Genomic DNA, 25,568 nt, shown 5'->3' on the forward strand with positions numbered 1-25,568 from the left:
TTGGCGTTGCCGCTGCACTCCCAGATCTGCAGGCGGGTGCCGTTGGCGCTGGACTGGCCGGTGGCGTCCAGGCACTTGTTGGAGGCGGGGTTCACCAGGTCGTTCGCGGCGCTGTAGGTCCACTGCTGGGCCGCGGTGCCGTTGCAGTCGTAGAGCTGGATCTGCGTTCCGTTGGCGGTGCCGGCGGCGGTGACGTCCAGGCACTTGCCCAGCGCCCTGATGGTGCCGTCGCCGTTACGGGTCCACTGCTGGGCGGCGGTGCCGTTGCAGTCGTAGAGCTGGATCGCGGTGCCGTTGGCACTGCTGGCGGCGGCGACGTCGACGCACTTGCCGCCGATGCCGGTGATCTGCCCGGTGGCGGCGGCGGCCGGTGACGCGACCGTCACACCGGCGAGGGCGAGGGCGACGACGGTGAGCATCCCGCCGAGGGTGGTCGGGAGCGACGTGCGACGGCGCCGGGGAGGCGACTGTCTGGTGGCCATACGCGGATTTCCTTCCGTCTTGGGGGGCGTGCGGGGGGCCGGACATGACGAGCGTGCTTTTGCGAATGGCCGTACGCGACCCGGTGGGCCTGACGTGTGGCGGCGCGCCGCTCGGCGTGCCCTGAGGTCCTGCCGCGACGGATACGGCAGGGGGAGGCGAGGTCTTGCCCGGATGGGGAGCGGTCGGCGCGCCTCGCATCCGCCAACGCCCCGCGTTGGAGAGAGCGAGTCATGGGGGGTCCCTTCAAGGCAAGGTCTCGCTTGCCCGGGACCCTAGGTCAGACTTCGTTCTCCAGTCAATACAAGAGGTAAAAAAAGTCGCACGGCCCGGCTCGCCCGCCTGTGCGAAACGCTGTGATCTGTGCGGAGGCGCGAGGCGGCGACCTGCGGAGGGGGCCGTTCCAGGGAGCGGTTCCTGTCAGGGGAGTCCGTCAGAGCGCCCGCGATCCGCTGACGGCGCGCGCGGGGATCGTGCGGCGTCGGCGGGCCTGTCCCCGTCGTGGTTCCGTGCGGCACCGGCGGCCTCCTTTCCGGAAGCCGCCGACGCCGAGGGTTTCTTGCCCGTCGTCCGGATCATCCGGCACGGATCAGGGGCGACCGCCGGAGCCGTCGAGTCCGGCGCGGCGCAGGGCGTCGGCCATCGCGCCGCTCGGCGCGTTACGCTGCCGGCCCCCGCGGTCCTGCCGCTGCCGGTCGCCGCGTCCCTGCCCGCCGCTCTGCCCGCCGCCTTGCCTGCCGCCGTCGCCCTGGCGCTGACCGCCACCGCCACCGCCCTGCTGGTCGCGCTGCTCGCGCGGTCCTCGCGGGCCGGACGGCTTGACGTCGTCGTCCAGGCGCAGGGTGAGCGAGATGCGCTTGCGGGGGATGTCGACGTCGAGCACCTTCACCCTGACGATGTCACCGGGCTTGACCACCTCGCGCGGGTCCTTGACGAAGTTGTGCGACAGCGCCGACACGTGCACCAGGCCGTCCTGGTGCACGCCGACGTCGACGAAGGCGCCGAAGGCCGCCACATTGGTGACCACGCCCTCCAGCAGCATGCCGGGGGTGAGGTCGGAGAGCTTCTCCACGCCCTCCTTGAAGGTCGCCGTCTTGAAGGCCGGGCGCGGGTCACGGCCCGGCTTCTCCAACTCGGAGAGGATGTCGGTGACGGTCGGCAGCCCGAAGGTGTCGTCCACGAACTCCGCCGGGCGCAGGGCCCGCAGCACCGTACCGTTGCCGATCAGGGTGGTGATGTCACCGCCGGTGCTCTGCAGGATGCGCCGCACCACCGGGTAGGACTCCGGGTGCACGCTGGAGGTGTCGAGCGGGTCGTCGCCGCCGCGGATGCGCAGGAAGCCCGCGCACTGCTCGAAGGCCTTCGGGCCGAGCCTGGCCACGTCCTTCAGCGCCTTGCGGGAACGGAACGGGCCGTTGGCGTCGCGGTGCTGGACGATGTTCTCGGCGAGCCCGGAGCCGATGCCCGACACCCGGGTGAGCAGCGGTGCCGAGGCGGTGTTGACGTCGACGCCGACCGCGTTCACACAGTCCTCCACCACCGCGTCGAGGGAGCGGGAGAGCTTGGTCTCGGCGAGGTCGTGCTGGTACTGGCCGACGCCGATCGACTTGGGGTCGATCTTGACCAGTTCGGCCAGCGGGTCCTGGAGCCGCCGGGCGATCGACACGGCGCCGCGCAGCGACACGTCCATGCCGGGCAGCTCCTGCGAGGCGAACGCCGAGGCGGAGTAGACCGAGGCCCCGGCCTCCGACACCACGACCTTGGTCAGCCCGGGGACCAGCTTCACCAGCTCGCCCGCGAGCTTGTCGGTCTCGCGCGAGGCGGTGCCGTTGCCGATGGAGACGAGTTCCACGTCGTACTTCTTCGCCAGCGCGGCGAGGGTGGCCAGCGACTGGTCCCACTGGCGGCGCGGTTCGTGGGGGTAGATCGTGTCGGTGGCCAGCACCTTGCCGGTCGCGTCGACCACCGCGACCTTCACGCCGGTGCGCAGCCCCGGGTCCAGCCCCATGGTCGCGCGGCTCCCCGCGGGCGCGGCGAGCAGCAGGTCGCGCAGGTTCGCGGCGAACACGCGGACCGCCTCCTCCTCGGCGGCCTGCCACATGCGCGTCCGCAGGTCGATGCCGAGGTGGACGAGGATGCGGGTGCGCCAGGCCCAGCGGACCGTGTCGGCCAGCCACGCGTCGGCGGGCCTTCCCCGGTCGGCGATGCCGAAGCGGTGCGCGACGCGGCCCTCGTAGGTGCCGGTGGGCTCCGGCTCCGGCTCCAGGGTGAGGGTGAGGACCTCCTCCTTCTCCCCCCGGAACATCGCCAGGATCCGGTGCGAGGGCAGCTTGGTGAACGGCTCGGCGAAGTCGAAGTAGTCGGAGAACTTGGCGCCCTCCGCCTCCTTGCCCTCGCGGACCGCCGCGACCAGGCGCCCCTTCGTCCACATCCGCTCGCGCAGCTCGCCGACCAGGTCGGCGTCCTCGCCGAACCGCTCGACCAGGATCGCGCGGGCACCGTCAAGCGCGGCGGCGGCGTCGGCCACCCCCTCGCCGACGAACGCCTCCGCCGCGGCCCGCGGGTCGACCGACGGGTCCGCCAGCAGGCCGTCGGCGAGCGGTTCGAGCCCCGCCTCCCTGGCGATCTGCGCCTTGGTCCGCCGCTTGGGCTTGTAGGGAAGGTAGATGTCCTCCAGGCGGGCCTTGGAATCGGCCGCCATGATCTGTGCCCGCAGGGCGTCGTCGAGCTTGCCCTGGCCTTCGATCGATTCCAGGATCGCGGTGCGCCGCTCCTCCAGCTCCCGCAGATAGCGCAGCCTCTCCTCCAGAGTGCGCAGCTGCGTGTCGTCGAGCATCTCGGTGGCTTCCTTGCGGTAGCGGGCGATGAACGGCACGGTGGCGCCGCCGTCGAGCAGGTCCACCGCCGCCCGCACCTGTCGCTCGCGCACACCCAGCTCTTCGGCGATCCGCTGATGAATAGACGTGGTCACGATCTCTCTTCCTTCTTGATGGCGGTCCCAAGCTACCGCCTCACCTCCCCGGCGGGTCGGAGAGCCGGAGGCGGGAATCACGCGAGAGCCGGAAAAGAACCGCGCACCACGTCGGTGTCCAGCCGCGCGCGGAACTCCAGGGTGAGGTCACACAGACCCTCGGCACGCCGCGGTGCCGGTGCTTCCGAGGTGGAGCCCGCCACCGCTGATCCGCGCGCCGCCGCCCAGCGCGAGGGGCGTGGCGAGGGAGCCGATCGCCACCGGTTCGAGGCCCAGGTGGGGACGCTCGCGGACGCGTTCGGTCGCAGCCGACCGGGAACGGGCGCCCGCCCCGGGGTGCCGCTAACCGCAGGTGACCTCGGTGAAGGTCGGGGGGGTGGCGGCGGCTCCCACGAAACCGATGTCGGTGGCGGTCGCTCCCGGCCGCAGCGGCGGCTTGTCGCCCAAGGCGTGGATCATCGCGACTGGACCGCTCTGCATGTGGGTGCCGTTCCACGCCTGGGTGAGGGTCGCCCCCTGCGGCAGCATCCACTGGATGTACCAGCCGCCCAGCGGCTGCTCGCCGTCGTTGGTGATCGTCGCGGCGCCCCGGTAGCCGCCGGGCCAAGACTCCACCAGGGTGACCGTCGCCCGGCACTTCGCCGCGGCCGGGAGCGCGGCCGGGGTGTCTCGCTGGACGGCCGGGGAAGGCGGTGGCGCCGAGGTGGCCTGAGGGGGGATCGGGGAGGGGAGGTGCGCCGCGGTGTGCCCGCCCTCCGGCGCCCGGCCTGCGCAGGCCACCGCGATCAGGGCCACCGCCGCGCCGAGCGAGACGAGACCCAGCAGTTGCGCGATCTTCGTGGTGGGCGGCACGGGAATCCCTTCCGCGAGGACACGGGCCCGGTACGGACATGGCGGGGTGAGACGGGGAAACGCGCGTGGTCCCGCCGGCGCCCGTCAGGCACCGGCGGGACCACGTCCCGTTATGGGCTGGTACAGGTGACGGTCGGGGAGCCGCTGGTGCCCGAGGCGGTGAACCCGAAGGTGGTCGAGCCTCCGGCCGCTATCGTCCGGTTCCAGTCGGCGTTCTTGGCCGTGACCGCGGACCCCGATGTGGTGTACGTGCCGTTCCACAGGCTGTTTATGGCACTGCCGCTGCCGAGCGTCCACTTCGCGGTCCAGCCGTTGATGGCGGCGGAACCCGGGTTGCTCACGGTCACCTCGGCCTGGAAGCCGCCCGACCAGGAGTTGATGGTCTTGTAGGAGGCGGTGCACGACCCGCCGGGGCCGGGCGTCGGCGTCACGGTCGGCGTCACGGTCGGCGTCACGGTCGGCGTCGGGTTGGGGGTCGGGTTGGTGCCCGGCCGACCCACGCCGGTCACCTCACCGTTGCCACCGTCGAAGACCACGTCGGAGCAGTTGTAGAACGTCTCGGCCGAGTCGGAGCGCTTCCACACCGAGTAGATGATGTGGCGGCCCGTCTTGTTCGAGGGCAGCGTGGCGTTCCAGTAGTAGTGGGCGTCGTTGGTACCCGGTGAGCCGACGCTCTGCGGGTGGTCGGCCGTGTGGAAGGGCGTGCTCTCCAGGTCACCCCAGGTCAGTGCCCGGTTGGGGTTCCAGCCGTCCTTGGTGATGTAGAGGTAGAACCAGCCCGGGTGGGCGGCCCACTTGTTGTACTTGAACTGGATCGACGCGCCCGAGGTCAGGTGCGTCACCGGCCAGTCGGCGCTCGGCAGGTCGTACCCGCTGTAGCCGGGGTTGCCGCCGCTGCACGCCTGACCGTCCGGGATGAACCCCTGGGTCCGCCCGGCACCGTCGGACCGCAGCACGCTGAACCAGTTGTAGAGCGAGTTGGCTCCACTCTGGGCCACCGCCGCCGAGCAGGCCGGGTTGATGGGCACGATGTTCCCCTGCGGGGAGAGGCCGTCCTGCCAGCAGAAAAAGGTCCGGCTGCCAGGCGTCATCATGGCGCCGTGCGCCGAGGCCGACTGGGGAATGAGGACGACGGCGAGCAGTGCGGTCATTAATGTGGCCACACTGGCGACAGCCATACTTCGCCATTTACTCACAGAATTACCCTCCCTTTCGAGGGATGACGAGTAGTTGATCAATGGCGGTGAGGCGCCCACGCGAGACGGACTCTAGGTCGTCGGTCCAGGGGTGTAAATGGAGTGCCTTTTCCGAGGTCCGATGACAGGGTGTCGCAGCAGGTCGGAGGGGTGGAGGGCGGTTTTGCGAGATGAAAGGTTCACAGCCTGAGCGCGTTCCGGTGAGGTTTTCGCGCGAGGGCTTCCGGATGGTGCGGGGAATGCCATACGGAAAACGCCAAGACCGGCCGGAACGGTGTTCCGGCCGGTCTTGGCGGCGAGGACGGACCCGGTGCGACTACTGCTTTCTCTCCGTCGCGGCGAGCTTCTCGAGCGCGGGGCCCGCGAGCCGGTACCTGTCCCACTCGTCTTGTGGTTCCGCGCCGAGCGACCGGTAGAAGTCGATGGCGGGGGCGTTCCAGTCGAGCACCGACCACTCGAACCGGTCGTAGCCGCGCTCCACGCAGATGCGGGCCAGTTCGGTGAGCAGTTCCCTGCCGTACCCGCCACGCCGGTGCTCGGGGCGGACGAAGAGATCTTCGAGGTAGACCCCGTGCGTGCCGGTCCAGGTCGAGTAGGAGACGAACCAGATCGCGAACCCCGTGGCGCTGTCCCCGTCGGTGGCCATGTGGCAGAACACGCTGGGGGAGGGGCGGAAGAGCGCCTCACGGAGCAGATCCGGGGTGTTCTTGACCTGATCCGGCGCCTTCTCGTACTCCGCGAGGCCGTGGATCATGTCGATGATCGTCGGAATGTCATCCGGTGTTGCGGGGCGAATCATGCTCGCAGTCTACTGACGACCAAAGGCGGGCGTTACCCGGAGACTAGCTGTCACCGCAGGTCAGAGGTGTAGTCGCGGGTCACGTCGGGCTCTTGGGTTCGGTAGGCGCGGGGTACGGAGGGGCCGCGCCAGCAAAGCGGATTTTTAGTAATAAAACATGACATATATCGCGGTGTAGCTGTGCGGGTGGCTCCTCCCGTAAGTTGGCTGCTGATCGAAGTGCGGGTCGTTGAGAGAGGCGGGTCACCATGTCGACAGAGCCCACGGGGGAGAGGTTGGCGGAACTCAGGCAGGCGTTCGCGGCCATCGACGCCGACGGTGACGGATTCATCACGGAGGCGGAGTTCGGCGGGCACTTCCCCGACCTGCCCGCGGAGGCCATCGGGTCGCTGAACCGGGACGGCGACTCCGACGGCGACGGCCGCTTCTCGTTCGAGGAGTTCGTCCGCCTGGTCTCCCGCGGCTGATCCGCCCGCCCGCTCTCCCCGGAGAGCGGGCGTGTCCGGCAGCCATGTCCGTGTCCACGGTCCGGCTCACGATCCCGCCGCGGGGCCGATCGCCGGAGGGCCGCCGGGAATCAACGTGAGGCGATGACGCTCTCACCGGAGAGTTCGCGCACCGACTCCTCGACCGTGGAGGCGATGGGAAACGCGTCTCGCAGTTTGGTCAGATCGAGCAGGCGGCCGAGGAATCCGTGCACGCCGACGAGGCGCAGCCAGCCCTTCCGCTCGTAGGCGCGCCGCAGGCTCGTCAGCAGCACCCAGATGCCCGTGGAATCGCAGAATTCCAGCTCCGTCGTGTCGACGACCAGGCAGACATGGCCCCGCCTCATGAACTCCGCGAGCCTCTCCTCCAGCAGGGGAGCCGATGATTTGTCCAGATCGCCGATCAGGGTCACTACGGAGAACTGCGGACGCGCGTCCACGGTGACGGAAAGCCGAGTCATATCGCCCCGCTGTCTACGGCAGTTGGAGACAGCGCCCTGTCGGGAGCCGTGCAAGGACTGGTGCCATCAGCACCACCGTACGCCCGTGGCTTGTGACAGTTCAACGGGTGACCGTGAACCGCCGGATGTCAGGACGGCGCCCGACGCGAAGCGGACCCGCTCGGGGAGACGCCGTTTGCCCGTTCCGCCTCCGGGCAGGCCCGGAAAATGGGAACCACAGGCCTGGCAGTGCTCACGGTCAACGCGGGATCATCGAGCCTCCAGCTTCACCTCGTCCGCGACGGCGAGGTCCTGCGCACCGAGCACAGCGAGCGGAGTCCCGACCCAGGGTCGGCGGAGCGGACGATCGGGGACTTCCTCGCCGACGTCCCGGACGGCGACCTCGCCGCGGTCGGCCACCGGCTGGTACACGGCGGTGAGGCCGTACGGAAGCCGACGGTCGTCGATGACGACGTGCTGGACGCGGTAAGAGAGTACGCGGACCTTGCCCCGCTGCACGTGCCGCCCGCGCTCGCACTCGTCGAGGCCGCCCGGCGCAGGCTGCCCGGCCTCCCGCAGGTGCTCTGCCCCGACACCGCCTTCCACGCCGCGCTTCCGGATCGCGCCGCCACCTACGCGCTGCCCGCGCAGTGGAGGAGCCGGTACGGCCTGCGCCGCTACGGCTTCCACGGTCTGTCCTACGCCTGGGCGCTGGGGCGGGCCGCGGAACTGCTTGACCGGCCCGTTCGCGCACTTCAGGTCGTCCTGACCCACCTCGGCGGGGGCTCCTCGGTGTGCGCGGTCCGCGAGGGCCGCAGCGTGGACACCTCGATGGGGTTCACCCCGCTGGAGGGGGTGCCGATGAGCACGCGTTCGGGGAGCGTCGACCCCGGCATGCTGCTCTGGCTGCTGTCCGGTTCCCGGCTCACGCTCGACGAACTGCGCGACGGCCTGGAACACCGGTCGGGGCTGCTCGGACTCTCGGACGGGGAGTCGGGCGACACCCGGGAACTGGTCGCCTCCGGCGACCCCGCCTCGGCCTTGGCCCTGGAGGTGTTCGCGTACCGGGTGAGCCGGGAGATCGCCGCGGCCGCGACGAGCCTGGACCGGCTGGACGCGCTCGTCTTCACCGGGGAGATCGGCTGGGATCAGCCGGAGGTCCGCGAAGCCGTCTGCCGCGGGCTCGCGCTGCTCGGGGTCGAGCCGCCCGTCCGCACCGACCTCGACGTCGACGGGATGGTCAGCGCACCCGGCGTACCCGTGCCCGTGCTGGGGATCCGTCCGAGAGAGGAGCTTCAACTCGCCCGCGACACCCTCGGCGTGCTCGGCGGTCATCCGTGAGAACCCGGTCACCGTCCGCGGGCGGGGCAGCCTGCCTTTTCACGCCCTCGCGGGGACGGGAAGGGGCAGGTCGCCCCGATGATCGCGGAGACGGCGCAACGGCATGTCCCGCGAACGGGACTCCGTTCCATGCGTGGTTGCCAGACCTTACGAGGCTGATACCGAGTTGGTGACCGGCCGCCCCGCCGTGAGCGTCTGCCGCATCGGCTTGCCGACGCTGGGCGCCGAGGTGATTCCCTCCGGCGCTTCCTGGACGTCCACCGGGTTGATCCGGCCGCCGTGCTCGTCGTGGTGATCGGCGTCGGCGTCGTCGAACCACACGCCGCCGTCCGCGAGATAGCGGAAACGGATGGGCTGCCGTGCGGGGACGGTCAGGCTCACCTGGTAGGTGCCGTTCTCCTTGCGTTGCATGGGGTGGGCGTAGGGGTCCCAGCCGTTGAAGTCGCCGACCAGTGAAACCCCTCCCCTGGCCGGGCCCTCCGCTATGGTGAAAGTCAGCTTGACCTGGCCGTTCTTGGTCGGCTTACCGCGCTTGATCACTGAAATCCTCCTGACATCACTGTCTCCGTGCGTAACGTGCCGTGATCTCGGTTGCGGAAAGACGTGAAGATCACGCCAACTACCGGGTCGCGCCGACAGGGACGTGACGCGACCGGGAGGCCGACGCTCAGTCACGGCCGAGCCGTCGATCCCATATGGATCGTTACCGCCCGTAGCGGCGGGACAACCCGGGCAGACCGACTTTTGATCGGCATCACGTCCGACCTTGACCCGAACGTGGCGGTCGGCCGATCCACGGTCGGAGACAGGTCGGGTGTCGGCCAGGATGGTGGAGTGGACATAACGCCGATCTCCCCGTCGTCGCTGGTGGAGGAAATCGCGGACCGGGTGGACGCGGAGCCCCGCGACTCCTGGGTGCGCGTCGCGCTCGACGGAGCGCCGGCGGCGCGGCCCGGGGATCTCGCCGACGAGCTGGTCGACCCGCTCCGGCTCCGCGGCCGGGAGGTGCTCCGTGTCCTCTCCGCCGACTTCCTGCGCCCGGCCTCGCTCCGTTTCGAGTACGGCAGGACCGATCCTGACTCCTTCTACATCGACTGGTTCGACTACAAAGGGCTGGTCCGCGAGGTTCTGGGGCCGCTCGCTCCCGGCCGGTCGGGGAAGGTGCTGCCCACGCTGTGGGACAGCACGATCGATCGGGCCACCCGTGCGCCCTATGTCACCGTCCCCCCAGGTGGGGTGCTGCTGCTGGCCGGTCCGCTGCTGCTGGGCAGGGGGCTGCCGTTCGACCTGACCGTGCACCTGAGGCTCTCGCCGGGCGCGCTCGCCCGGCGCACCCCGGACGAGGAGCGCTGGACGCTGCCCGCCTACGCGCGCTACGAGGCGGAGGTCGCGCCGGCGCGGGTCGCCGACATGGTCGTCCGCGTCGACGACCCGAGACATCCGGCCCTGGTCACAGCGCCGTGACCCGTCTTCCGGCGGGCGGAGCGGGAATGAGGGCCGGGCACGAAGGCGGGGTGCGTCCTGGTGGACACGCCCCGCCTTCGATCATCCAACGGCACGGTCAGGTGGCGCCTCGCCGCGTTGCCGTCGGTCACCGCGGCACGCCGCGGCTCCCTCCTCCGCCTCGCGAGGCACCACCTGACCGACCCTCGCCACGGCAAGATCCGCGAGACCGGGCCTAGACACCCGCGCGCGAGGGCATTCTGCCCTCGGAGTACGTGCCGTGGAGCATCTCCTGCTCCGTCGGCCGCATCTCGTCGCGGGCCTCCTCCATGCGCAGCGCGATCCCCATCCCGAAGAAGGTGGGTGCCCACTCACCGATGAAGATCCCCCACCGGTCCGCTCGGTCGATGCCTGCCTTCTCCGCCGAATTCGATGCCAGCCACGCCGCGAAGGACAGGCCGACCGAGGCGATTCCGGCGATGTACATCGCGTTGGACTTCACGCCCATTTTGTGAAGCGTACTGATCATTTCATCCCCCTGATGGTGGTTCGCTGTTATGGTTACCCTGGGAAATCATAGATAACCGAATGTGACGAACCGCAGGTAGGGGCCTCTTGGTGCCGGTGGTCCCGTTCACTCCTTGCCGAGGCGCTTGAGGAGGTCTTCGCGCCTGGCGTCGAGCTCGCTGACGAGGATCTCCTGCTCGTCGGCCTGGTTGATCATCATTGATCGTTCGACGGGGTCGGTGGGGCCGAGCTCTCCGACCTGCCTGCGCATCTCGGCGACCTCGTTACGCAGTCTCTCCAGATCCTCTTCGACCTGCCGCAGTTCTTCCTGAAGGCTCATCTGCTGTCCATACCCCTGCTTTCGGCCTCGACTCCCGGCCGTGGCCGTCTCGCCGTGCCCGCCGATCCGGCCTCGCACCCGCCCGGTGACGGGAACCTGGCCGGCCCGGCCGGTGTACCTCCCGCATGAGACGAATCCTTATCCTCCTGGCGTTCATCGTCCCCCTGCTGGCCCTGGCCGCACCGGCGCGGGCCGGAGGCTGGGCGATCACCGTGATGGACCCGGTTCCCGCGAAGACGGACCCGGACACGACGTACACGCTCGGCTTCTGGCTGCTCCAGCACGGCACCCACCCGTACCTGGGCGACGACCTGGGCGAGGTCGCACTGAAGTTCACGGACGGGAAGAAAAGCCTCAAGTTTGTCGGAGTGGAGTTGAAGGAGCCCGCCCACTACGCCGCCGCGATCTCGCTGCCCGAGGGAACGTGGGAGGTGGAGGCCGTCCAAGGCTGGTTCGCGCCCTACCGGATCGGCACCCTCACCGTGCCGGGGAGGCTGGAGATCGCCCCGATTCCCAGTGACTTCAGGCAGTCGATCGCCGCCCAGCCGCCGCAGGAGCACTGGGGGGCGATCCGGCCGCCGGCCGTCCCCCTGGGCGATGCCGCCTCCAGCACTCCCACCACGCCCGTCGCCACCCCGGCGGCGGCGCCCGCGGGGGATGCACCCGGCGGTATGACCACCGTGGCGGTCGTGGAGCGCGGCTCCTGGTGGCGGCCCTCGTACCTGGTCGCGGGGCTCCTGGGGGTCACCGCCCTCGTGGCGCTGGCCTACCGGGTGCGGCGGCGCTGACGGCCGCGTCCTCCGCGGCCGTCCTCACGGGCAGAGGGTACGTCCGGGAAGGTGCCGCCGAGGACGTCGTGCGGGGTGCCGGGGACCGCGCCCCGCGGTCCGAGGAGGAGCAGCCGGTTCGGCGGGGGAACCCGTGGCACAGGGGCGCCACGGGCTCCTCACGCCGGTCAGGCGGTCAGTCATCGTCCCGGTCGTGGTGGTCGTCCCGGTCGTCGTGGTGATCCCGGTTGCCGTGGTCGTCCCGGTCTTCGTGGTCGTCCCTGTCATCCCGGTTGCCGTGGTCGTCCCTGCCGTTGGTGGCGTTGTCGTCGGAGGCGTTGTCGTCGGCGTCGTCCACGGCCTCCCGGTCCTGCTCCAGGATCGCGCCGGTGGCGGCGTCGACGTCGAAGTCGTGCTCGACATCGCCTTCGCGGAGCTCGACCTCCCAGTTGGCGGGAGTCTCGTCGCCGTCGAACTCGACCTTGACGAGCTTGGCGCCGGGCACCTTCTCCTGAGCGATCCTGACGGCCTCGTCCCGCGAGATCTTGGCCTCCGCCTCGCCGGGCGCGGGGGTGCTCTCGGCGTCGGGCGTCGGATTCACCGGCGCGGGCGTCGTCGCCGTGCCGCTGGGGGCCGGGGTGGGCGTCGTGGTTCCGGCGGAGGCGACCGCGCCACCTCCGGCGATGACGGCGAGGAGTCCGGTGGCGGCGATGGTGAGTTTCGTAGTGTTTCGCATGTCCCCGAGCTTGCCGGGTACCCCATTAGCGCCACGCTGCGCCAACCCTAAAAGCAGGTTAAGGTCCGTCGGTCGGTTCAGCGGATGGTTTCGCCCGCCGAGAGGGAGAGCAGGCCGAGTTCCTCGCGGGTCGGCAGACCGTGCCAGTCGCCGTGGGTCGCCACCGCGAACGCCCCCAGGGTGACGCCGCGGTCCAGGCGGCCCGCCGGCGGCAGGCCGTCCAGCAGCCCGGAGAGGTAACCGGCCACGAAGGCGTCCCCCGCCCCGATCGTGCTCACCACCGGGACCCGGCGAGCGGGCAGCACGACACGGTCATCGGCCGTCCAGGCCTCGGCCCCCGCCGCCCCGTGCTTGACGACCACCTCACCCACCCCCGCCAGGAGCGCGCCCTCGGCGCCGCCGGACACGACGAGCGCCAGCTCGTCGTCCGAGGCGACCAGCACGTCCACGTACGGCAGCAGGTCGCCCAGCACGGCCGACGCCTCCGCGGTGTCCCACAGCCGGGCGCGGTGGTTGACGTCGAGGCACACGCGCGCGCCGAGCTCGCGGGCCCGCCGCACGGCGTGTTCGATCGCGGCCCGGGGCTCCGGGCCGAGCGCGGGGGTGATACCGGTGACGTGCAACACCCTCGGTGTTCCCCCGCCCACCTCACCGCCCCCGCCCGAGCCTTCGCGCCCGTCCGAGGTCAGCGCGGCCGTCACGTCGGCGGGGTTCAACCGCGATCCGGCCGATCCCGACCGGTAGTAGTGAACACGGGCCACGTCGCCGATCCGGTTCTCCTGAATGAGCAGGCCCGTCGGGTGCTCGGGGTCGATCCGGACCGCGCGGACGTCGACGGCCTCGGCCCGCAGCGTGCGCAGCACCAGTAGTCCGAGCTCGTCGGCTCCGACCACGCCCGCCCAGCGGGCGGTGTGGCCGAGCCTCGCCAGCCCGATCGCCACGTTCGCCTCCGCCCCGGCGACCGAGAGCCCGAGGCTGCCCCCGAGGCGGAGAGGGCCCGCGCCGTGCAGGGAGGCCATCGCCTCTCCGACGGTCAGCACGTCGATCACGTGCCGCCCGCCGTTCCCGTCCGGTGTCGTCACTGGTTCACCGCCTCCGGCAGGCCGTCGGGTGTCAAGGCCTCACCGCTTTCAGGAAGCCGCGGGCGCGTTCCCGCAGCGCGGCCAGATCGCCTCCGTGCGGGGCGTCGCCGACCAGGGGAGAGCCCACCCCGACGGCCACGGCCCCGGCGTCGAGGTAGGGGCGGACCTGGTCGGCGCGCACGCCGCCGACCGGTACGAGCGGCACACCGGGAAAGGGGTCGAGCAGCGCGGAGAGGTAGCCGGGTCCACCCGCGGAGGCGGGGAACACCTTGACGGCGGTCGCTCCGGCGGTCGTCGCGTTCCACACCTCGGTCGGCGTCATCGCGCCGATCAGGGTGGGAAGGCCCAGCTCGATGGCGCGGGCCGTCCCGTCGCCCATGGCGGGGGTCACCGCGAAGCCCGCTCCGGCCGAGGCGGCGGCGTCCGCGTCGGCAGCGGTCAGCACGGTTCCGGCGCCGAGGAACACGGCGCCTCCGAGCTCGGCGCGCACCCGGGCGATGACGTCGAGCGCCCCGGTGCCGGTGAGCGACACCTCCAGGACGTCGATCCCCTCCTCGACGAGCGCGCACGCCGTGCGGAACGAGCCCTCCGGGTCGCGACCCCGGACGATGGCCAGCAGGCGTCGCCCCCGGAGCAGTTCGAGGAGGCGGACCGTTTCCGGGAATTCCATGATCACCACTCTGCCATCGAACCGTCGTCGTGCCGCCACAGCGGGTTGCGCCACGCGTGGGGCCGCTTGTCCGCCCGCCGTACCGCCTGCTCGTCGACTGTCACGCCGAGGCCGGGCAGCGGGGTGCGGTGGGCGTACCCCTGAACGAAGGCGAACGGCGCGGGGTCGAGGACGTAGTCGAGCAGCTCCGCGCCCTCGTTGTAGTGGATGCCGGCGCTCTGTTCCTGGATGAGGAAGTTCGGCGTGGCGAAGGCCACCTGGAGGCTGGCGGCCAGCGCGATCGGCCCAAGCGGGCAGTGCGGCGCGAGCTGTACGTCGAACGTCTCGGCGAGCGAGGCGATGCGCCGTACCTCGGAGATGCCGCCCGCGTGGGAGAGGTCGGGCTGTGCCACGGCGAGTCCGGAGTTCAGCACGGGCAGGAAGTCGGAACGGGAGTACAGGCGCTCGCCGAGTGCGATGGGCACCTCGGTCGACGCGGTGAGCTCGCCGAGCCGGTGCAGGTACTCCGGTGCCAGCGGCTCCTCGACGAACATGGGGTGCAGGTCGGCGATCGCGGCGATGATCCGCCGCGCGCTGGCCGTTCCGGCGCGGCCGTGCAGGTCGACGGCGAAGTCACGGGAGGTGCCGAGCGCCGCCCTGGCGACCTCGGCGCGCTCGACGACGGCGGCCAGGCCCGCCGCGCCGATCGACCGGTCCATCAGGCCGGAGCCGTTCATCTTGATGGCGGTGAACCCGGCCTCGACCTGCTTCTCGATCGCCTCGCGCAGCTCGCCGGGGTCATCGCCGCCGACCCATGCGTACGCCCGGACACGGTCCCTGACCGGCCCGCCCAGTAGCGCGTGCACCGGCGCCCCGTAGTGCTTGCCCGCGATGTCCCACAGCGCCTGGTCGAGCCCGGCCACCGCGCTCGACAGCACGGGACCGCCCCGGTAGAAGCCCCCCTTGGTCAGCACCTGCCAGTGGTCCTCGATCCGCAACGGGTCCTGGCCGAGCAGGTGTTCGCCGAGGACCTCGACCGCCGCCCGCACGACCTCGGCCCTGCCCTCGACGACGGGCTCCCCCCAGCCGACGACGCCGTCGTCGGTCTCCACCCGGCAGAACAGCCAGCGCGGAGGGACGAGGAACGTCTCGATCCTCTCGATCTTCACTTTCCCTCCAGGTGTAGCCGTTCGACGTCGCTCCACGCCTTGGCCAGCAGATCCCGCATCGCGGCCTCGGCCGCGACGTCGTCGGCGGCCCTGACGGCGTCGAGAACCGCCAGGTGGCTGGGCACCGGGTCGTCGCTGTCGCGGGAACCGTGGACGAGCCGGTCGCGCCCGGCGAGCCCGGCGCCCATCACGACCTCCATGCGCACCAGCAGCTCGTTGCCGCCCGCCGCGAGCAGCGCGCGGTGGAAGAGCAGGTCGGCCTCGACGACGGCGCCGGGATCGCCCGCGTCCCCCGCCTCGGCCATCCGGTCCAGCGCGGCCTGCAGTTCCTCCAGCTGCCCGGGGGTACGGCGCAGCGCCGCCAGGCGGGCGACCGGCGGCTCGACGATGGCCCGCAGCTCGTGCAGGTCGCGCAGGAAGCCGTGGTCGGGGCGGCCGGCGAACTTCCACCGGATCACGTCGCCGTCGAGCAGGTTCCAGTCGGAACGCGGACGCACGTACGTGCCCAGCTTCGGCCGGGCGGAGATGAGCCCCTTGGCGGTGAGGACCTTCATCGCCTCGCGCAGCGCGGTCGAGCTGACGCCGAGTCTGTCCTGCAGGACGGACACGTCGAGGGGGTCGCCCTCGCGACACTCACCGCTGAAGATCATCGCGGCGATCGCCTCGACGGTCTGTCCGTGGAGGCCCCGTCCGCTGTACACAGCCATCATGCCGAGTCCTTCACTATGCTCCATCCGCCGTCGACGACCAGCGACGCGCCCGTGACGAACGATGCCTCGGACGACGCCAGGAAGGAGATGACCGAGGCGACCTCCTCAGGCGAGCCGAACCTCTGTAGCACGGTCGCCCTGACACTGCCGGCACGGCCCTCCTCGTCGACCCGGTCCCAGGCCGGGGTCATGATCGGCCCGGGGATGACGCAGTTGACGCGTACGGCCGGGCCGTACTCCACCGCGAGCTGCCGGGTGAGCGCCGTCAACCCGCCCTTCGCCGCCGCGTAGGCGGGATGTCCGGGAAGCCCGACGAGAGCGTGTACCGATGAGGTGATTACCATGGCGCCGCCGGTGCGAGCAAGATCGGGCAACAGCCGGTGGGCGGCCAGGAAGGTCCCGGTGAGGCTGACGCCGATCTGCCGGTTCCACGAGTCGAGCGACGTCTCGTGCGCGGGCGCCACCTCGACGGTGTACGCGTTGCTGACGACCACGTCGATCGGTCCCCATCCGGCGACGTGGTCCCAGGTCTCCTCGCGGCTCACGTCGCCCGCCAGGAAGGTGGCCTCGCCACCCGCCGCGCGCAGTTCGGCGACCAGCGCCTCCCCGGCCTCGGACACGTCGACGACCAGCACGGAAGCGCCCTCGGCGGACAGCTGCCTGGCGGTCGCCGCGCCGATGCCCGACGCGCCTCCGGTCACCACGGCGCTCCTGTCGGCGAAGCGGCCCGTCACGCGTCCTCCTGGCGGATCACCGTGACGTCGTGGGGTGCCAGCTCGACACCCGCGGCGTGTACCGGACGGTCTCCGTGGTTGAGCAGGAACAGGAATCGGCGGCCGTCTCCGGCGACCCGCGCCACCGCCTCGACGCCGTCGGGGAGATTCGGCAGGACGGGGGAGACCCCGGCCAGGCGGAGCGCGTCGCGGACCAGCTCGCGCATGGTGTCCTCGTCGGGACGGGTGCCCAGGTAGGTCGCGGTGCCCGCGCCGAAGGCGTGCCGGGTGACCGCGGGCAGCCCGGCCAGCGGTCCGTCCGCGTAGGCGGCGAGCTCGCTCGCGCCCTCCGGCACGATGTGGTCGGCCCACAGGTCGGCCGTCCCTCCGAAGCCTCCGGTGCCTTCCGTCGTACCGCCAGGAGGAGCCGCGTGGCCGGGGAGGCCGTGCCCGCCCGGGACCAGTTTGACGCGCTCGCCTTCGCTCAGCGGCCAGAACTCCTCGATCCGCAGTCCGAGCGGTTCGCGCAGCGCCCCCGGGTAGCCGCCGAGGCGTACCCGGTCGCACTCGTCGGCGATGCCGCTGAAGAAGGACACCAACAGGTGCCCGCCCGCCCGCACGTACTCGCGGAGGTTCGTCGCGGCGGCGTCGGAGCACAGGTAGAGGTTGGGCACGACCACCAGCCGGTAGCCCGACAGGTCGGAGTCCGGCGGCACCACGTCCGCGGTGACGTTCTCCCGCCAGAGCGGCGTGTAGTGCGCGCGCAGCCGCTCGGGCAGCTTCAGCTCCCCGGGTCTGGCGTCCAGTTCGAGGGCCCACCAGTTCGCCCAGTCGTGCACGATCGCCACGTCGGCGCGGACCCGTGAGCCCGTCACGTCGCGCAGCTCGCCGAGCTCGGTACCCAGCGCGGCGACCTCGCGGAAGATCCGGTTGTCGGTTCCGCCGTGCGAGACGATCGCCGAGTGGAACTTCTCGGCGCCGCCCGCGGAGGCGCGCCACTGGAAGTACATGACCGCGTCGGCGCCCCGCGCCAGCGCCTGGTGGCTCCAGAGCCGGTTCAGGCCGGTGTGCTTGGGCCGGTTCGGCGGCCGGTAGCTGATCGCGCCCGTCGCGCTCTCCATCATCAGGTACGGCTGCCCGCCGCGCAGCGAGCGCATCAGGTCGTGGAAGAGCGCCGCGTCGATGTGGGCCCGGGGGTCCTTGGGCTCGGGGTAGATGTCCAGCGCCACGATGTCGAACTCGGCGGCCCACGAGAAGTAGTCGACGGACCGCCACAGGCCCATGACATTGGTCGTCACCGGGACGCCGGGGGTCAGTTCCAGAAGCGCCTCGCGCTCGGCCCGGTAGCAGGCGAGCAGGGCGTCGGAGCTGAAACGCCGGAAGTCGAGCTCCTGGGCGGGGTTGGTCAGCGTCGGGGCCGTCCTGGGCGGGTGCACCTCGGCCCAGTCGGTGACGCGCTGACTCCAGAAGGTCGTCGACCAGGCGGTGTTCAGCGCGTCGAGGTCGCCGTACCGCTCGCGCAGCCAGCGCCGGAAGTCCGCCGCGGAGACCTCGCAGTAGCACTCGTCCAGGTGGCAGCCGTACTCGTTGCCGACGTGCCAGAGCGCCAGGGCGGGGTGCTCGCCGTACCGGACGGCCAGCCGCCGGGCGAGCGCCACGGCGGCGTCGCGGTAGACGGGGGAGCTGGGGCAGTAGTGCTGACGCGACCCCGGCCACAGGGTGACGCCGTCACGGGTGACGGGCAGGGTCTCCGGGTGCAGCCGGGGCAGCCACGAGGGCGGCGACGCGGTGCCGGTGGCGAGGGACACCGCGATGCCCGCCTCGCCGAGCAGGTCCATGACCTCGTCGAGCCAGCCGAAGTCGTACTCGCCGGGGGCGGGCTCGACCGTGGCCCAGGAGAAGATGCCCAGGGTGACGAAGTTGACCCCGGCCTCGCGCATCAGCCGGACGTCCTCGCGCCAGACGCCCGGGGGCCACTGCTCGGGGTTGTAGTCGGCGCCGAAGCCGAGGCCGTCCAGCCTGTCGTAGAGGTGGGTGATCCTGTTCAACCCTTGACGCTCCCTGAGGTCAGCCCCGCGCGCCAGAAACGCTGGAGCGAGGCCATGGTGAGGATGAGGAGGAGCGCGGACACCGCTGCGCCGGTGACCGTGAGCTCGTAGAAGGCCGGGTCCCTGAAGGTCTGCGAGTTCCACTGCGCCAGGCCCAGGGTGACCGGGTAGAGACGCTGGTCGGAGAGCATCACCAGAGGGAGGAAGTAGTTGTTCCACACGCCGATGAACTGGAACAGGAAGATCGTGACGAGCGCCGGGCTCATGATCTTGAGGACGATCCCGAAGAAGATGCGGTACTCCCCGGCGCCGTCCAGCCGCGCCGCCTCCAGCAGCGCGTCCGGGATCGCCGCGTTGGCGTGGATGCGCGCGAGATAGACCCCGAAGGGGCTGACGACGCTGGGCAGCAGCACCGACCAGAAGGTGCCGGTGATCCCCACCTCACTGAAGATGAGGTACGTCGGCAGCGCCAGCACCGTGGCGGGCACGAGCACTCCGGCGAGGACCAGGTTGAACAGCACCTCCCGGCCGGGGAACGGATACTTGGCCATGGCGTACCCGGCGCCCGCCGACAGCAGGGTGGCGACCAGCGCGCCGGCTCCCGCGTACAGGAAGCTGTTGAGGATCCACCGGCCGAACAGGCCGTCCTCGGTGCCGAACAGGCGGCTGAGGTTGGTGCCGAGCTGCGGCTCCGGCGACCAGAGCCCGAAGGTGCCGAACAGGTCGGCGGAGCTCTTCGTCGCGGCGATCAGCACCCAGACGACCGGCAGCAGGAAATAGACCGCCGCCGCGCCCAGCAGGGCCAGCACCACGACCGACGAGGGACGGATCCGCCTCACCATGCCCGGTTCCCCTTCCTGTTGACCATGCGCAGGAACCCGAACGAGATGACGAATGACATGATCGCGATCAGCGTCGCCTCCGCGGACGCGAGGTGGATGTTGCTCTGCGCGAAGGCCTGGTTGTACGCGGCCAGGTTCGGGGTGTAGTCGCTGTTGATCGCCGTGGTGAGCGGTTTGAGGACCAGCGGTTCGACGAAGAGCTGGAGCGTTCCGATGAGGGTGAACACCGTGATCAGGACGAGCGGGGCGCGGACCAGGGGGATCTTGACATGCCAGGCGATCCGCAGCTCGTTCGCGCCGTCCACCCTGGCCGCCTCGTACAGCTCCTGCGGGATGGCCTGGAGGCCGGCGATCAGTACGAGCATGTTGTAGCCGGCGAACTGCCAGGTGGAGATGTTGGCGATGGCCAGCAGCACCGTGTCGGGACCGAGGAAGTCGTGTGGCAGGCCCGCCGCGGCCAGCAGGTCGATCAGCGGGCTGGTCTGCGGCACGTACAGGAAGCCCCACAGCAGGGATGCGATCACGCCGGGGACGCCGTACGGGAGGAAGAAGGAGACCCGGAAGAACGCCCGGAAGCGTGCGCGGGCGGAGTCGAGGAGCAGGGCCAGCGCCAGCGCGCAGACCACCATGATCGGCACTTCCATCAGGCTGAACAGCAGCACCCTGACGATGCTCCCGACGAAGGCGGGCGAGGTCAGCGCGGTGGCGTAGTTGTCGAGCCCGGCGAAGTCCAGGGTCGGCTCGGTCAGGCCGAGGCCGCTGCTGGTGAGCTTGAAGAAGCTCTGGTAGACCGCGTAGCCGATGGGCGCCAGAAAGAAGAGCGCGAAGACCACGAAGAAGGGTATGACGAAGACCGCGACGTGTGACCGGGAGCGGCGGGGGTGCCGCGGACGCGTGTGGTCCGCCTCCGCTCCGGCCTTCGGCGTCTCCCTCTGCAGCACCCCCGTCACCGTCAGCCTCCCGTCACCACGTTGAGGCCCTTGGCCTTCAGCTGATCGACCATCGCCTGCTGGCTCTTGGCGAACGCGTCCGCGAGCGTGCCCTCGCCCTGCACCGCGGCCTTGGCGTTGTCGGTGACCGAGGCGTACAGCGCCTCGCTGACCGGGGGCCAGCGCCAGTCGCCGCTGACGGCCGCGTCGGCCTCCTTGAAGACGTCCCAGATGTTCTGGCCGCCGTAGAAGGGGAAGACGGTGTCGTCCTGCCGCAGGTTGGTGATCTGGCCGGTGTCCTTGACCGACGGCCAGCCGTACCCGGCCGACAGCAGGATGTTGACGCTCTGCGGGTCGCTGTTGAGCCATACCGCGAAGGCCGTGGCCTCGGCGGGGTGCTTGGTGCCCTTCAGCACGGCCGAGGAGGAGCCGCCGGCCCAGCTGGCCGAGGCGAACCCGGTGCTGCCCGCCCACTGGGGCATCGGGGCGACGGCCCACTTGCCGGAGGTCTTCGGCGCGTTGCCGCGGATGATCGCGTCTCCCCAGGAGCCGCCGATCCAGCCGACGACGCCGCCGGTCTGCAGGTCCTTGTACCAGGCGTTGGACATGTCGGCCTCGGTCTTGACCAGCTTGTCGTCGAGCATCTTCTGCCAGAAGTCGGCCACCTTGCGGGTGTCGGGGTTGTCGACCGTCACCTTCCAGGCGTCGCCCTCGGTGCCGAACCACCCCTGCCCGGCCTGCTGGGCGAGGGCGATCAGCCAGGGGGCCTGGTTGGCGGCGAAGGTGGAGATGTAGGAGTCCTTGTCCTTCTTCCGGATCGTCCTGGCCGCGGCGGCGAAGTCGTCCCAGGTCTTCGGGGCCTCGATGCCCCACTTGTCGAACAGGTCCTTGCGGTAGTAGAAGCCCATCGGCCCGCTGGCCTGCGGGATGGCGTAGACCTTGCCGCCGAAGACCCCGGTCTGCCACTGCCAGTCGACGAACGTCGACGCGTGCCGCTCCGCGTGCTGGGTGATGTCCTCCAGTGCCCCGTTGACCAGGAAGGAGGGCAGGGAGTCGTAGCCGACCTGGGCCACGTCGGGCGCGTTGCCCGCCTTGACGCCCGCGAGCATCTTGGCGTAGCCCCCGTCGGGACCGGCGGTGATGGTCTCCAACTGGACCTTGATGCCGGGGTGGGAGGTGTTGAAGGCGTCGACGGCCTTCTGGATGTTGGGCACCCAGGACCAGAACTTCAGGGTGACCGGCTGGGCCGGGTCACCGCTCGCCGGACCCGCGGCGGGCTCGCCGGACGCGCCGCCGCAGGCCGCGGTCACGCCCAGCGTCACGGCCGCGGCGGCCACGGCCGCGAGCCGCGCCACCCTTGGCATCTTCGATCCCATGTTGACTCCCTGTGAACGGAGGAGATGCCCGGTGGACAGCTTCCGGGCAGTGCCTGGCAGACCTGCAGGATCCGATTACCGAGGGACATTAGTCATATTTTATTAATAATACAAGGGCGTTTCCGAGTCGTTACCTTACGTTGCCTGCTTGCCGTTAGATACCACTTGACCTGGTCTTATCCATGGATCGCCAGGCATGGTGGAGATCGTCGCGCCGGATGCCGGGCGGCCAGGAGGGCGGTGCGGCGCAGCCGGCTGAACTCGGCGCGCGGATCCCGCGTACCTGCCGGTGAGAGCCACATCGAACACCGGCGTGCGAGCCGGTCCTCGGCTCACGGCCCGCCGTCGCGCCTGCACGCCCTTGACCGCGCGGATCCTCACGCTGGAAGGATTGGGATGGACATCACTGCCTCTGTCGGGACTTCTCGCTCCCATATCGAGACTCCGTGCCCTCCATGGTGCGAGCGTGCGCACTCCACCACCTACGTCACCCACGCGGCCGACATCGCCGAGGTGCACAACCCAGACGGGTCCACGGTGACGGTCACGCTCTCCCAGCACCTCCAACCCGGGTACGTGGGGGAGCAGGTCGTGCGCGTCTACACCCGCCTCGGCGAGGAGACCGGCATCGCCGACCTGTCGCCCGGCTCGGCCGAGGCCGTCGGGCGCTCGATCGTCGCCTTCTCCCCCGACGGGGCCGTGCGCGCGTACGGGCTGGCCCTGCAACGGGCCGCCGCGCACCTGCTGCTCGGTGGGCTGGAGGTGCCCCGGGCCGGCGAGACGGGCCGCGTCCCCGCCGAGTCGCCCTCGCAGGAGAAGCTGTTCCGGATCGCGTTCCTGTCCGGCTACCTCAACGTGGCGAAGGCGCCGGGACCGTTGAACGGGGGAGTGGTCGAGCGCCGCCTCAGCCGGGTGCTGTCGCCGAGGGAGACGAGCGAGCTGTGCGACATCGTGCGCGGCATGTTGTCCCGTCGCACCGCGGCCGGCCGGGGTGTCCCGCACGACGACACCTGCGACCTCGCCTTGGGCCGGTAGCGTCGGCGAGGTTTCGGACACGGGTCCTGAGTCGGAAAATGAGCTGTCAAGGAAGATTTGTCGATGTATGCACATGCGATTGCAAGTGCATGCGCAAGTGCGCGCCTAGCGGGACTGTGAGATTCGCACCGTATATGTGAAACTGTGGCACCGTAGGAAGGTGCGACAGGGAGCCGATATGGCCGGACAGACCGCCGAGGACGGCGGCGCGCAGAGCGGTGTTCTCACCTACGCGGGGGGTGGCGGCCCCACCATCCTGCGCATTCTCCTCGGTGCCCAGCTGCGGAGGCTGCGCGTCGCCAAGGACGTCACCCGCGAGCAGGCCGGCTATGCCATCCGCGCCTCCCATGCCAAGATCAGCCGGCTGGAGCTCGGGCGAGTCGGTTTCAAGGAACGCGATGTCGCGGATCTGCTGACGATGTACGGGGTGACCGATACCGAGGAAAGGGCCCCGCTGCTGACACTGGCCCGTCAGGCCAACGCGCCCGGCTGGTGGCACAAGTACGGCGACCTGCTCCCCAACTGGTTCGAGGTCTACGTCGGGCTCGAAGAGGCGGCCTCGACGGTCCGGACCTACGAGGTGCAGTTCATCCCCGGCCTCCTGCAGAGCCCCGAATACGCGCGGGCCGTCATCATGCTCGTGCACGGCGGCGCCTCGGCGAGCGAGGTCGACCGCCGGGTCTCGCTCCGTATGGCCCGTCAGCAGCGGCTGACCAGGCCGGACGCTCCGACGCTCTGGGCGGTGATGGACGAGGCCGTGCTGCGGCGGCCCATCGGCGGGCCCCAGGTGCTGCGCGCCCAGATAGACCACCTGCTCGAAGCCGTCGAGCTGCCCAACGTCAAGCTGCAGATCATGCCGTTCGACCGGGGCGGCCACGCCGCGGCGGGCGGTCCGTTCTCCATCCTGCGCTTCCCCGAGCGGGACCTGCCCGACGTGGTCTACATGGAACAGCTCACCAGCGCCCTCTATCTGGACAAGCTCGACGAGACCGACCACTACATGCAGGTCATGGACCGCCTGTGCATCCAGGCGTACTCCCTCGCCGAGAGCCGGAGGTTCCTGGAGGACCTTCGCGAGGAGCTCTCGGGCTGATCCGGGAGGGCCGTTCGCCGGTGGGTTCCGGGGGGATGCGCTGCCCGAGAGTTTGGGGCCGTCCTAATTGTCGATCAGATGATATGTCGTTTCATGATCTGAAATGCTCGCCGCTCGTCTAGCATGCCGGGAAAGAGTGGTGAAGGCGAGGATATGACTGAGCGCGAGCAGGCCCCAGCGGGAATCGACCCCACGATCCCGAGTGTGGCCCGTATGTACGACTACTACCTGGGAGGCAAGGACAACTTCGCCTCCGACCGGGCGGCCGGTGACAGGATCGTGGAGTTTGTCCCCAACGTGAAGGACGTGGCGCGTTCGAACCGCGCCTTCCTCGGGCGCACCGTGCGGCATCTCGCCGCCGCGGGGATCCGCCAGTTCATCGACATCGGCACCGGCCTGCCGACGCAGGAGAACGTGCACCAGGTCGTCCTGCGCGAGGCGCCCGACTCCCGGATCGTCTACGTCGACAACGATCCCATCGTGCTCGTGCACGCCCGCGCGCTGCTCGCCGACAACCCGCAGACCACCGTGATCTCCGGGGACCTGCGGGAGCCGGATGCGATCCTGGATCACCCCGAGGTCCTCGAGCGCATCGACTTCGACCAGCCGGTCGCCGTCCTCATGGTCTCCATCCTGCACTTCGTCGCGGATGACAAGGAGGCCGCCGACATCGCCACCTCCTTCGGGCGGCGGCTGGCCTCGGGCAGCCACGTGGTGATCTCCCACGTCACCTCCGGCGACCTCAGCGAGGAGCAGGTCCGCCAGGGCCGTGGTGTCTACGGCACGACCACCGCGGGCGGTGTCTTCCCCCGCACCCTCACCCAGATCCGCGAACTGTTCGACGGGCTGGAGATCCTCGAACCCGGTCTGGTGCCCGTCTACGACTGGCGGCCCGACCCCAGCGACGTCGTCATCCCGCCGGGAGCCGGCGCCGTCACGGTGGGCGCCGTCGGCCGGGTTCCCTGACCGGCGACCCGTACCGTCCCCGGACGACCGGCATCGTCCGGGGACGCTCCCACCCGGCGGGCGGTGAACTTATCGGGGCGGGCGGACGTATCTCCAGGATGTTGACACATTCGTGCCAGTCCGGTGTCGCCAGGAACGCCCGCGTGATCGCCGCGGCGATCCTCGCCCTGTCGTTCTCCCTCGCCTGCAGCGCGGACCGGCCCGTGGGAGCCCCCGTCGCCGCGGCGGCGGGCAACGCGGTCCCCGCGGGACCGCCGCCCACGGTCGAGCAGCTCGCCAAGAAGGTCGGCTGCAAGGTCAAGATCCAGGTCGACGCGGTCGACATCCGTACCGGAGCCTGCAAGACCCCCGTCGGCCGGTTCTTCATCAGCACCTTCGTCACCCAGCACGGCAAGGACCAGTGGATGGACCAGGCGCCGGAGTACAACCCCCATCTCGTCGGGGAGTTGTGGACCGTGCTCGGCGCCAGGCAGGTCCTGGACGAGCTGCGCGAGACGCTCGGAGGCGACCTGCACCTGACCGACCACCGGGTGAGCCCCACCCCCACACCGCCCGCCGGGTGACGGCCGGGGCTCGGCCCGTGCCAGGCATGCCCGCCT

At 70.5% G+C, this 25,568-nt stretch carries 27 protein-coding genes; 8 read left to right on the forward strand and 19 right to left on the reverse strand.

Annotated elements, in window-relative coordinates; all coding sequences use genetic code 11:
- The 5 genes from ABZU75_RS35020 to ABZU75_RS35040 all read right to left on the reverse strand — a co-directional run.
- The coding region (locus ABZU75_RS35020) for a ricin-type beta-trefoil lectin domain protein (RefSeq protein WP_355563867.1) at positions 1-482 on the reverse strand (482 nt) is incomplete at its 3' end.
- A 587-nt stretch (positions 483-1,069) separates the two neighbouring features.
- Positions 1,070-3,451, reverse strand: coding sequence for a Tex family protein (locus ABZU75_RS35025; protein ID WP_355563869.1), 2,382 nt, complete (start codon positions 3,449-3,451; stop codon positions 1,070-1,072).
- A 342-nt stretch (positions 3,452-3,793) separates the two neighbouring features.
- Positions 3,794-4,303 carry a cellulose binding domain-containing protein gene (locus ABZU75_RS35030; protein ID WP_355563872.1) on the reverse strand — a complete coding sequence of 170 codons (510 nt, stop codon included), beginning with the start codon at positions 4,301-4,303 and terminating at the stop codon, positions 3,794-3,796.
- Between the two features lie 110 nt (positions 4,304-4,413).
- Entirely contained in the window at positions 4,414-5,481 is a 1,068-nt protein-coding gene (locus ABZU75_RS35035) for a lytic polysaccharide monooxygenase (RefSeq protein WP_355563875.1), read from the reverse strand.
- 334 nt (positions 5,482-5,815) lie between these two features.
- On the reverse strand, positions 5,816-6,298 hold the full coding sequence (locus ABZU75_RS35040; RefSeq protein ID WP_355563878.1) for a GNAT family N-acetyltransferase: 483 nt from the start codon (positions 6,296-6,298) through the stop codon (positions 5,816-5,818).
- 248 nt (positions 6,299-6,546) lie between these two features.
- On the opposite strand from ABZU75_RS35040, the gene ABZU75_RS35045 reads away from it, so the two are divergent.
- The gene (locus ABZU75_RS35045) at positions 6,547-6,765 is read left to right on the forward strand and encodes an EF-hand domain-containing protein (protein ID WP_355563881.1); all 219 of its coding nucleotides are present in this window, start codon (positions 6,547-6,549) and stop codon (positions 6,763-6,765) included.
- Positions 6,766-6,875: 110 nt separating this feature from the next.
- On the opposite strand, the gene ABZU75_RS35050 is transcribed toward ABZU75_RS35045, so the two are convergent.
- Positions 6,876-7,244: an STAS domain-containing protein gene (locus ABZU75_RS35050; protein ID WP_350921280.1), complete on the reverse strand. Its 369-nt coding sequence runs from the start codon at positions 7,242-7,244 to the stop codon at positions 6,876-6,878.
- A 207-nt stretch (positions 7,245-7,451) separates the two neighbouring features.
- Between ABZU75_RS35050 and ABZU75_RS35055 the strand changes: the two genes are divergently transcribed.
- On the forward strand, positions 7,452-8,564 hold the full coding sequence (locus ABZU75_RS35055; RefSeq protein ID WP_355563884.1) for an acetate/propionate family kinase: 1,113 nt from the start codon (positions 7,452-7,454) through the stop codon (positions 8,562-8,564).
- Between the two features lie 147 nt (positions 8,565-8,711).
- Here ABZU75_RS35055 and ABZU75_RS35060 read toward each other — a convergent pair whose 3' ends face one another.
- Complete coding sequence (locus ABZU75_RS35060; RefSeq protein WP_355563888.1) at positions 8,712-9,104, reverse strand: isoamylase early set domain-containing protein; 393 nt, start codon at positions 9,102-9,104, stop codon at positions 8,712-8,714.
- A 294-nt stretch (positions 9,105-9,398) separates the two neighbouring features.
- Here ABZU75_RS35060 and ABZU75_RS35065 point away from each other — a divergent pair, with 294 nt between their 5' ends.
- A complete protein-coding gene (locus tag ABZU75_RS35065) occupies positions 9,399-10,028 on the forward strand; it encodes a uridine kinase (RefSeq protein WP_355563891.1) in 630 nt (209 codons plus the stop codon).
- Positions 10,029-10,242: 214 nt separating this feature from the next.
- Here ABZU75_RS35065 and ABZU75_RS35070 read toward each other — a convergent pair whose 3' ends face one another.
- Both ABZU75_RS35070 and ABZU75_RS35075 read right to left on the reverse strand, forming a co-directional pair.
- On the reverse strand, positions 10,243-10,515 hold the full coding sequence (locus tag ABZU75_RS35070; RefSeq protein ID WP_355563894.1) for a hypothetical protein: 273 nt from the start codon (positions 10,513-10,515) through the stop codon (positions 10,243-10,245).
- 126 nt (positions 10,516-10,641) lie between these two features.
- On the reverse strand, positions 10,642-10,854 hold the full coding sequence (locus tag ABZU75_RS35075; RefSeq protein WP_350957177.1) for a hypothetical protein: 213 nt from the start codon (positions 10,852-10,854) through the stop codon (positions 10,642-10,644).
- Between the two features lie 125 nt (positions 10,855-10,979).
- On the opposite strand from ABZU75_RS35075, the gene ABZU75_RS35080 reads away from it, so the two are divergent.
- The gene (locus tag ABZU75_RS35080) at positions 10,980-11,642 is read left to right on the forward strand and encodes a hypothetical protein (RefSeq protein ID WP_355563897.1); all 663 of its coding nucleotides are present in this window, start codon (positions 10,980-10,982) and stop codon (positions 11,640-11,642) included.
- 175 nt (positions 11,643-11,817) lie between these two features.
- Here ABZU75_RS35080 and ABZU75_RS35085 read toward each other — a convergent pair whose 3' ends face one another.
- From ABZU75_RS35085 to ABZU75_RS35130, 10 genes are all read right to left on the reverse strand, one after another.
- Entirely contained in the window at positions 11,818-12,357 is a 540-nt protein-coding gene (locus ABZU75_RS35085) for a PepSY domain-containing protein (protein ID WP_355563900.1), read from the reverse strand.
- A 77-nt stretch (positions 12,358-12,434) separates the two neighbouring features.
- Positions 12,435-13,439, reverse strand: coding sequence for a sugar kinase (locus ABZU75_RS35090; RefSeq protein ID WP_355563903.1), 1,005 nt, complete (start codon positions 13,437-13,439; stop codon positions 12,435-12,437).
- A gap of 31 nt (positions 13,440-13,470) precedes the next feature.
- The gene (locus tag ABZU75_RS35095) at positions 13,471-14,109 is read right to left on the reverse strand and encodes a bifunctional 4-hydroxy-2-oxoglutarate aldolase/2-dehydro-3-deoxy-phosphogluconate aldolase (RefSeq protein WP_355563906.1); all 639 of its coding nucleotides are present in this window, start codon (positions 14,107-14,109) and stop codon (positions 13,471-13,473) included.
- A 2-nt stretch (positions 14,110-14,111) separates the two neighbouring features.
- Entirely contained in the window at positions 14,112-15,257 is a 1,146-nt protein-coding gene (gene dgoD / locus ABZU75_RS35100; protein ID WP_355563909.1) for a galactonate dehydratase, read from the reverse strand.
- Positions 15,254-15,967 (reverse strand): FadR/GntR family transcriptional regulator, encoded by a 714-nt coding sequence (locus ABZU75_RS35105; protein WP_355563912.1) that lies wholly within the window; start codon positions 15,965-15,967, stop codon positions 15,254-15,256. Before ABZU75_RS35105 ends, dgoD begins: the two co-directional genes overlap by 4 nt.
- The gene (locus ABZU75_RS35110; RefSeq protein ID WP_355563915.1) at positions 15,964-16,701 is read right to left on the reverse strand and encodes an SDR family NAD(P)-dependent oxidoreductase; all 738 of its coding nucleotides are present in this window, start codon (positions 16,699-16,701) and stop codon (positions 15,964-15,966) included. Before ABZU75_RS35110 ends, ABZU75_RS35105 begins: the two co-directional genes overlap by 4 nt.
- Positions 16,698-18,728 (reverse strand): beta-galactosidase, encoded by a 2,031-nt coding sequence (locus ABZU75_RS35115; RefSeq protein WP_355563918.1) that lies wholly within the window; start codon positions 18,726-18,728, stop codon positions 16,698-16,700. The genes ABZU75_RS35110 and ABZU75_RS35115 overlap by 4 nt, the downstream gene beginning before the upstream one ends.
- The gene (locus ABZU75_RS35120) at positions 18,725-19,570 is read right to left on the reverse strand and encodes a carbohydrate ABC transporter permease (protein WP_355563921.1); all 846 of its coding nucleotides are present in this window, start codon (positions 19,568-19,570) and stop codon (positions 18,725-18,727) included. Before ABZU75_RS35120 ends, ABZU75_RS35115 begins: the two co-directional genes overlap by 4 nt.
- On the reverse strand, positions 19,564-20,520 hold the full coding sequence (locus tag ABZU75_RS35125; protein WP_355563924.1) for a sugar ABC transporter permease: 957 nt from the start codon (positions 20,518-20,520) through the stop codon (positions 19,564-19,566). Before ABZU75_RS35125 ends, ABZU75_RS35120 begins: the two co-directional genes overlap by 7 nt.
- 2 nt (positions 20,521-20,522) lie before the next feature.
- Positions 20,523-21,875 (reverse strand): sugar ABC transporter substrate-binding protein, encoded by a 1,353-nt coding sequence (locus tag ABZU75_RS35130; RefSeq protein ID WP_355563926.1) that lies wholly within the window; start codon positions 21,873-21,875, stop codon positions 20,523-20,525.
- Between the two features lie 396 nt (positions 21,876-22,271).
- Between ABZU75_RS35130 and ABZU75_RS35135 the strand changes: the two genes are divergently transcribed.
- From ABZU75_RS35135 to ABZU75_RS35150, 4 genes are all read left to right on the forward strand, one after another.
- Positions 22,272-22,910: a hypothetical protein gene (locus ABZU75_RS35135; protein WP_355563929.1), complete on the forward strand. Its 639-nt coding sequence runs from the start codon at positions 22,272-22,274 to the stop codon at positions 22,908-22,910.
- 178 nt (positions 22,911-23,088) lie between these two features.
- Positions 23,089-24,003, forward strand: a complete 915-nt coding sequence (locus tag ABZU75_RS35140) for a helix-turn-helix transcriptional regulator (RefSeq protein WP_355563932.1) — start codon at positions 23,089-23,091, stop codon at positions 24,001-24,003.
- 153 nt (positions 24,004-24,156) lie between these two features.
- Positions 24,157-24,969, forward strand: a complete 813-nt coding sequence (locus ABZU75_RS35145) for an SAM-dependent methyltransferase (protein WP_355563935.1) — start codon at positions 24,157-24,159, stop codon at positions 24,967-24,969.
- Between the two features lie 98 nt (positions 24,970-25,067).
- The gene (locus tag ABZU75_RS35150) at positions 25,068-25,532 is read left to right on the forward strand and encodes a hypothetical protein (RefSeq protein WP_355563937.1); all 465 of its coding nucleotides are present in this window, start codon (positions 25,068-25,070) and stop codon (positions 25,530-25,532) included.
- The last annotated feature ends 36 nt before the right edge of the window (positions 25,533-25,568 follow it).

The organism is Streptosporangium sp. NPDC005286 (assembly GCF_040607515.1).
In the GTDB taxonomy this organism is placed as follows: Bacteria; Actinomycetota; Actinomycetes; order Streptosporangiales; family Streptosporangiaceae; genus Streptosporangium.

Coding starts and splice junctions, on each gene's coding strand:
- ABZU75_RS35150 (WP_355563937.1), top strand. CDS start 25,068: ATGTTGACACATTCGTGCCAGTCCGGTGTCGCCAGGAACGCCCGCGTG.
- ABZU75_RS35055 (WP_355563884.1), top strand. CDS start 7,452: ATGGGAACCACAGGCCTGGCAGTGCTCACGGTCAACGCGGGATCATCG.
- ABZU75_RS35040 (WP_355563878.1), bottom strand. CDS start 6,298: ATGATTCGCCCCGCAACACCGGATGACATTCCGACGATCATCGACATG.
- ABZU75_RS35140 (WP_355563932.1), top strand. CDS start 23,089: ATGGCCGGACAGACCGCCGAGGACGGCGGCGCGCAGAGCGGTGTTCTC.
- ABZU75_RS35045 (WP_355563881.1), top strand. CDS start 6,547: ATGTCGACAGAGCCCACGGGGGAGAGGTTGGCGGAACTCAGGCAGGCG.
- ABZU75_RS35135 (WP_355563929.1), top strand. CDS start 22,272: ATGGACATCACTGCCTCTGTCGGGACTTCTCGCTCCCATATCGAGACT.
- ABZU75_RS35070 (WP_355563894.1), bottom strand. CDS start 10,515: ATGGGCGTGAAGTCCAACGCGATGTACATCGCCGGAATCGCCTCGGTC.
- ABZU75_RS35120 (WP_355563921.1), bottom strand. CDS start 19,570: ATGGTGAGGCGGATCCGTCCCTCGTCGGTCGTGGTGCTGGCCCTGCTG.
- ABZU75_RS35050 (WP_350921280.1), bottom strand. CDS start 7,244: ATGACTCGGCTTTCCGTCACCGTGGACGCGCGTCCGCAGTTCTCCGTA.
- ABZU75_RS35130 (WP_355563926.1), bottom strand. CDS start 21,875: ATGGGATCGAAGATGCCAAGGGTGGCGCGGCTCGCGGCCGTGGCCGCC.
- ABZU75_RS35035 (WP_355563875.1), bottom strand. CDS start 5,481: ATGGCTGTCGCCAGTGTGGCCACATTAATGACCGCACTGCTCGCCGTC.
- ABZU75_RS35075 (WP_350957177.1), bottom strand. CDS start 10,854: ATGAGCCTTCAGGAAGAACTGCGGCAGGTCGAAGAGGATCTGGAGAGA.
- ABZU75_RS35105 (WP_355563912.1), bottom strand. CDS start 15,967: ATGATGGCTGTGTACAGCGGACGGGGCCTCCACGGACAGACCGTCGAG.
- ABZU75_RS35145 (WP_355563935.1), top strand. CDS start 24,157: ATGACTGAGCGCGAGCAGGCCCCAGCGGGAATCGACCCCACGATCCCG.
- ABZU75_RS35095 (WP_355563906.1), bottom strand. CDS start 14,109: ATGGAATTCCCGGAAACGGTCCGCCTCCTCGAACTGCTCCGGGGGCGA.
- ABZU75_RS35085 (WP_355563900.1), bottom strand. CDS start 12,357: ATGCGAAACACTACGAAACTCACCATCGCCGCCACCGGACTCCTCGCC.
- ABZU75_RS35080 (WP_355563897.1), top strand. CDS start 10,980: ATGAGACGAATCCTTATCCTCCTGGCGTTCATCGTCCCCCTGCTGGCC.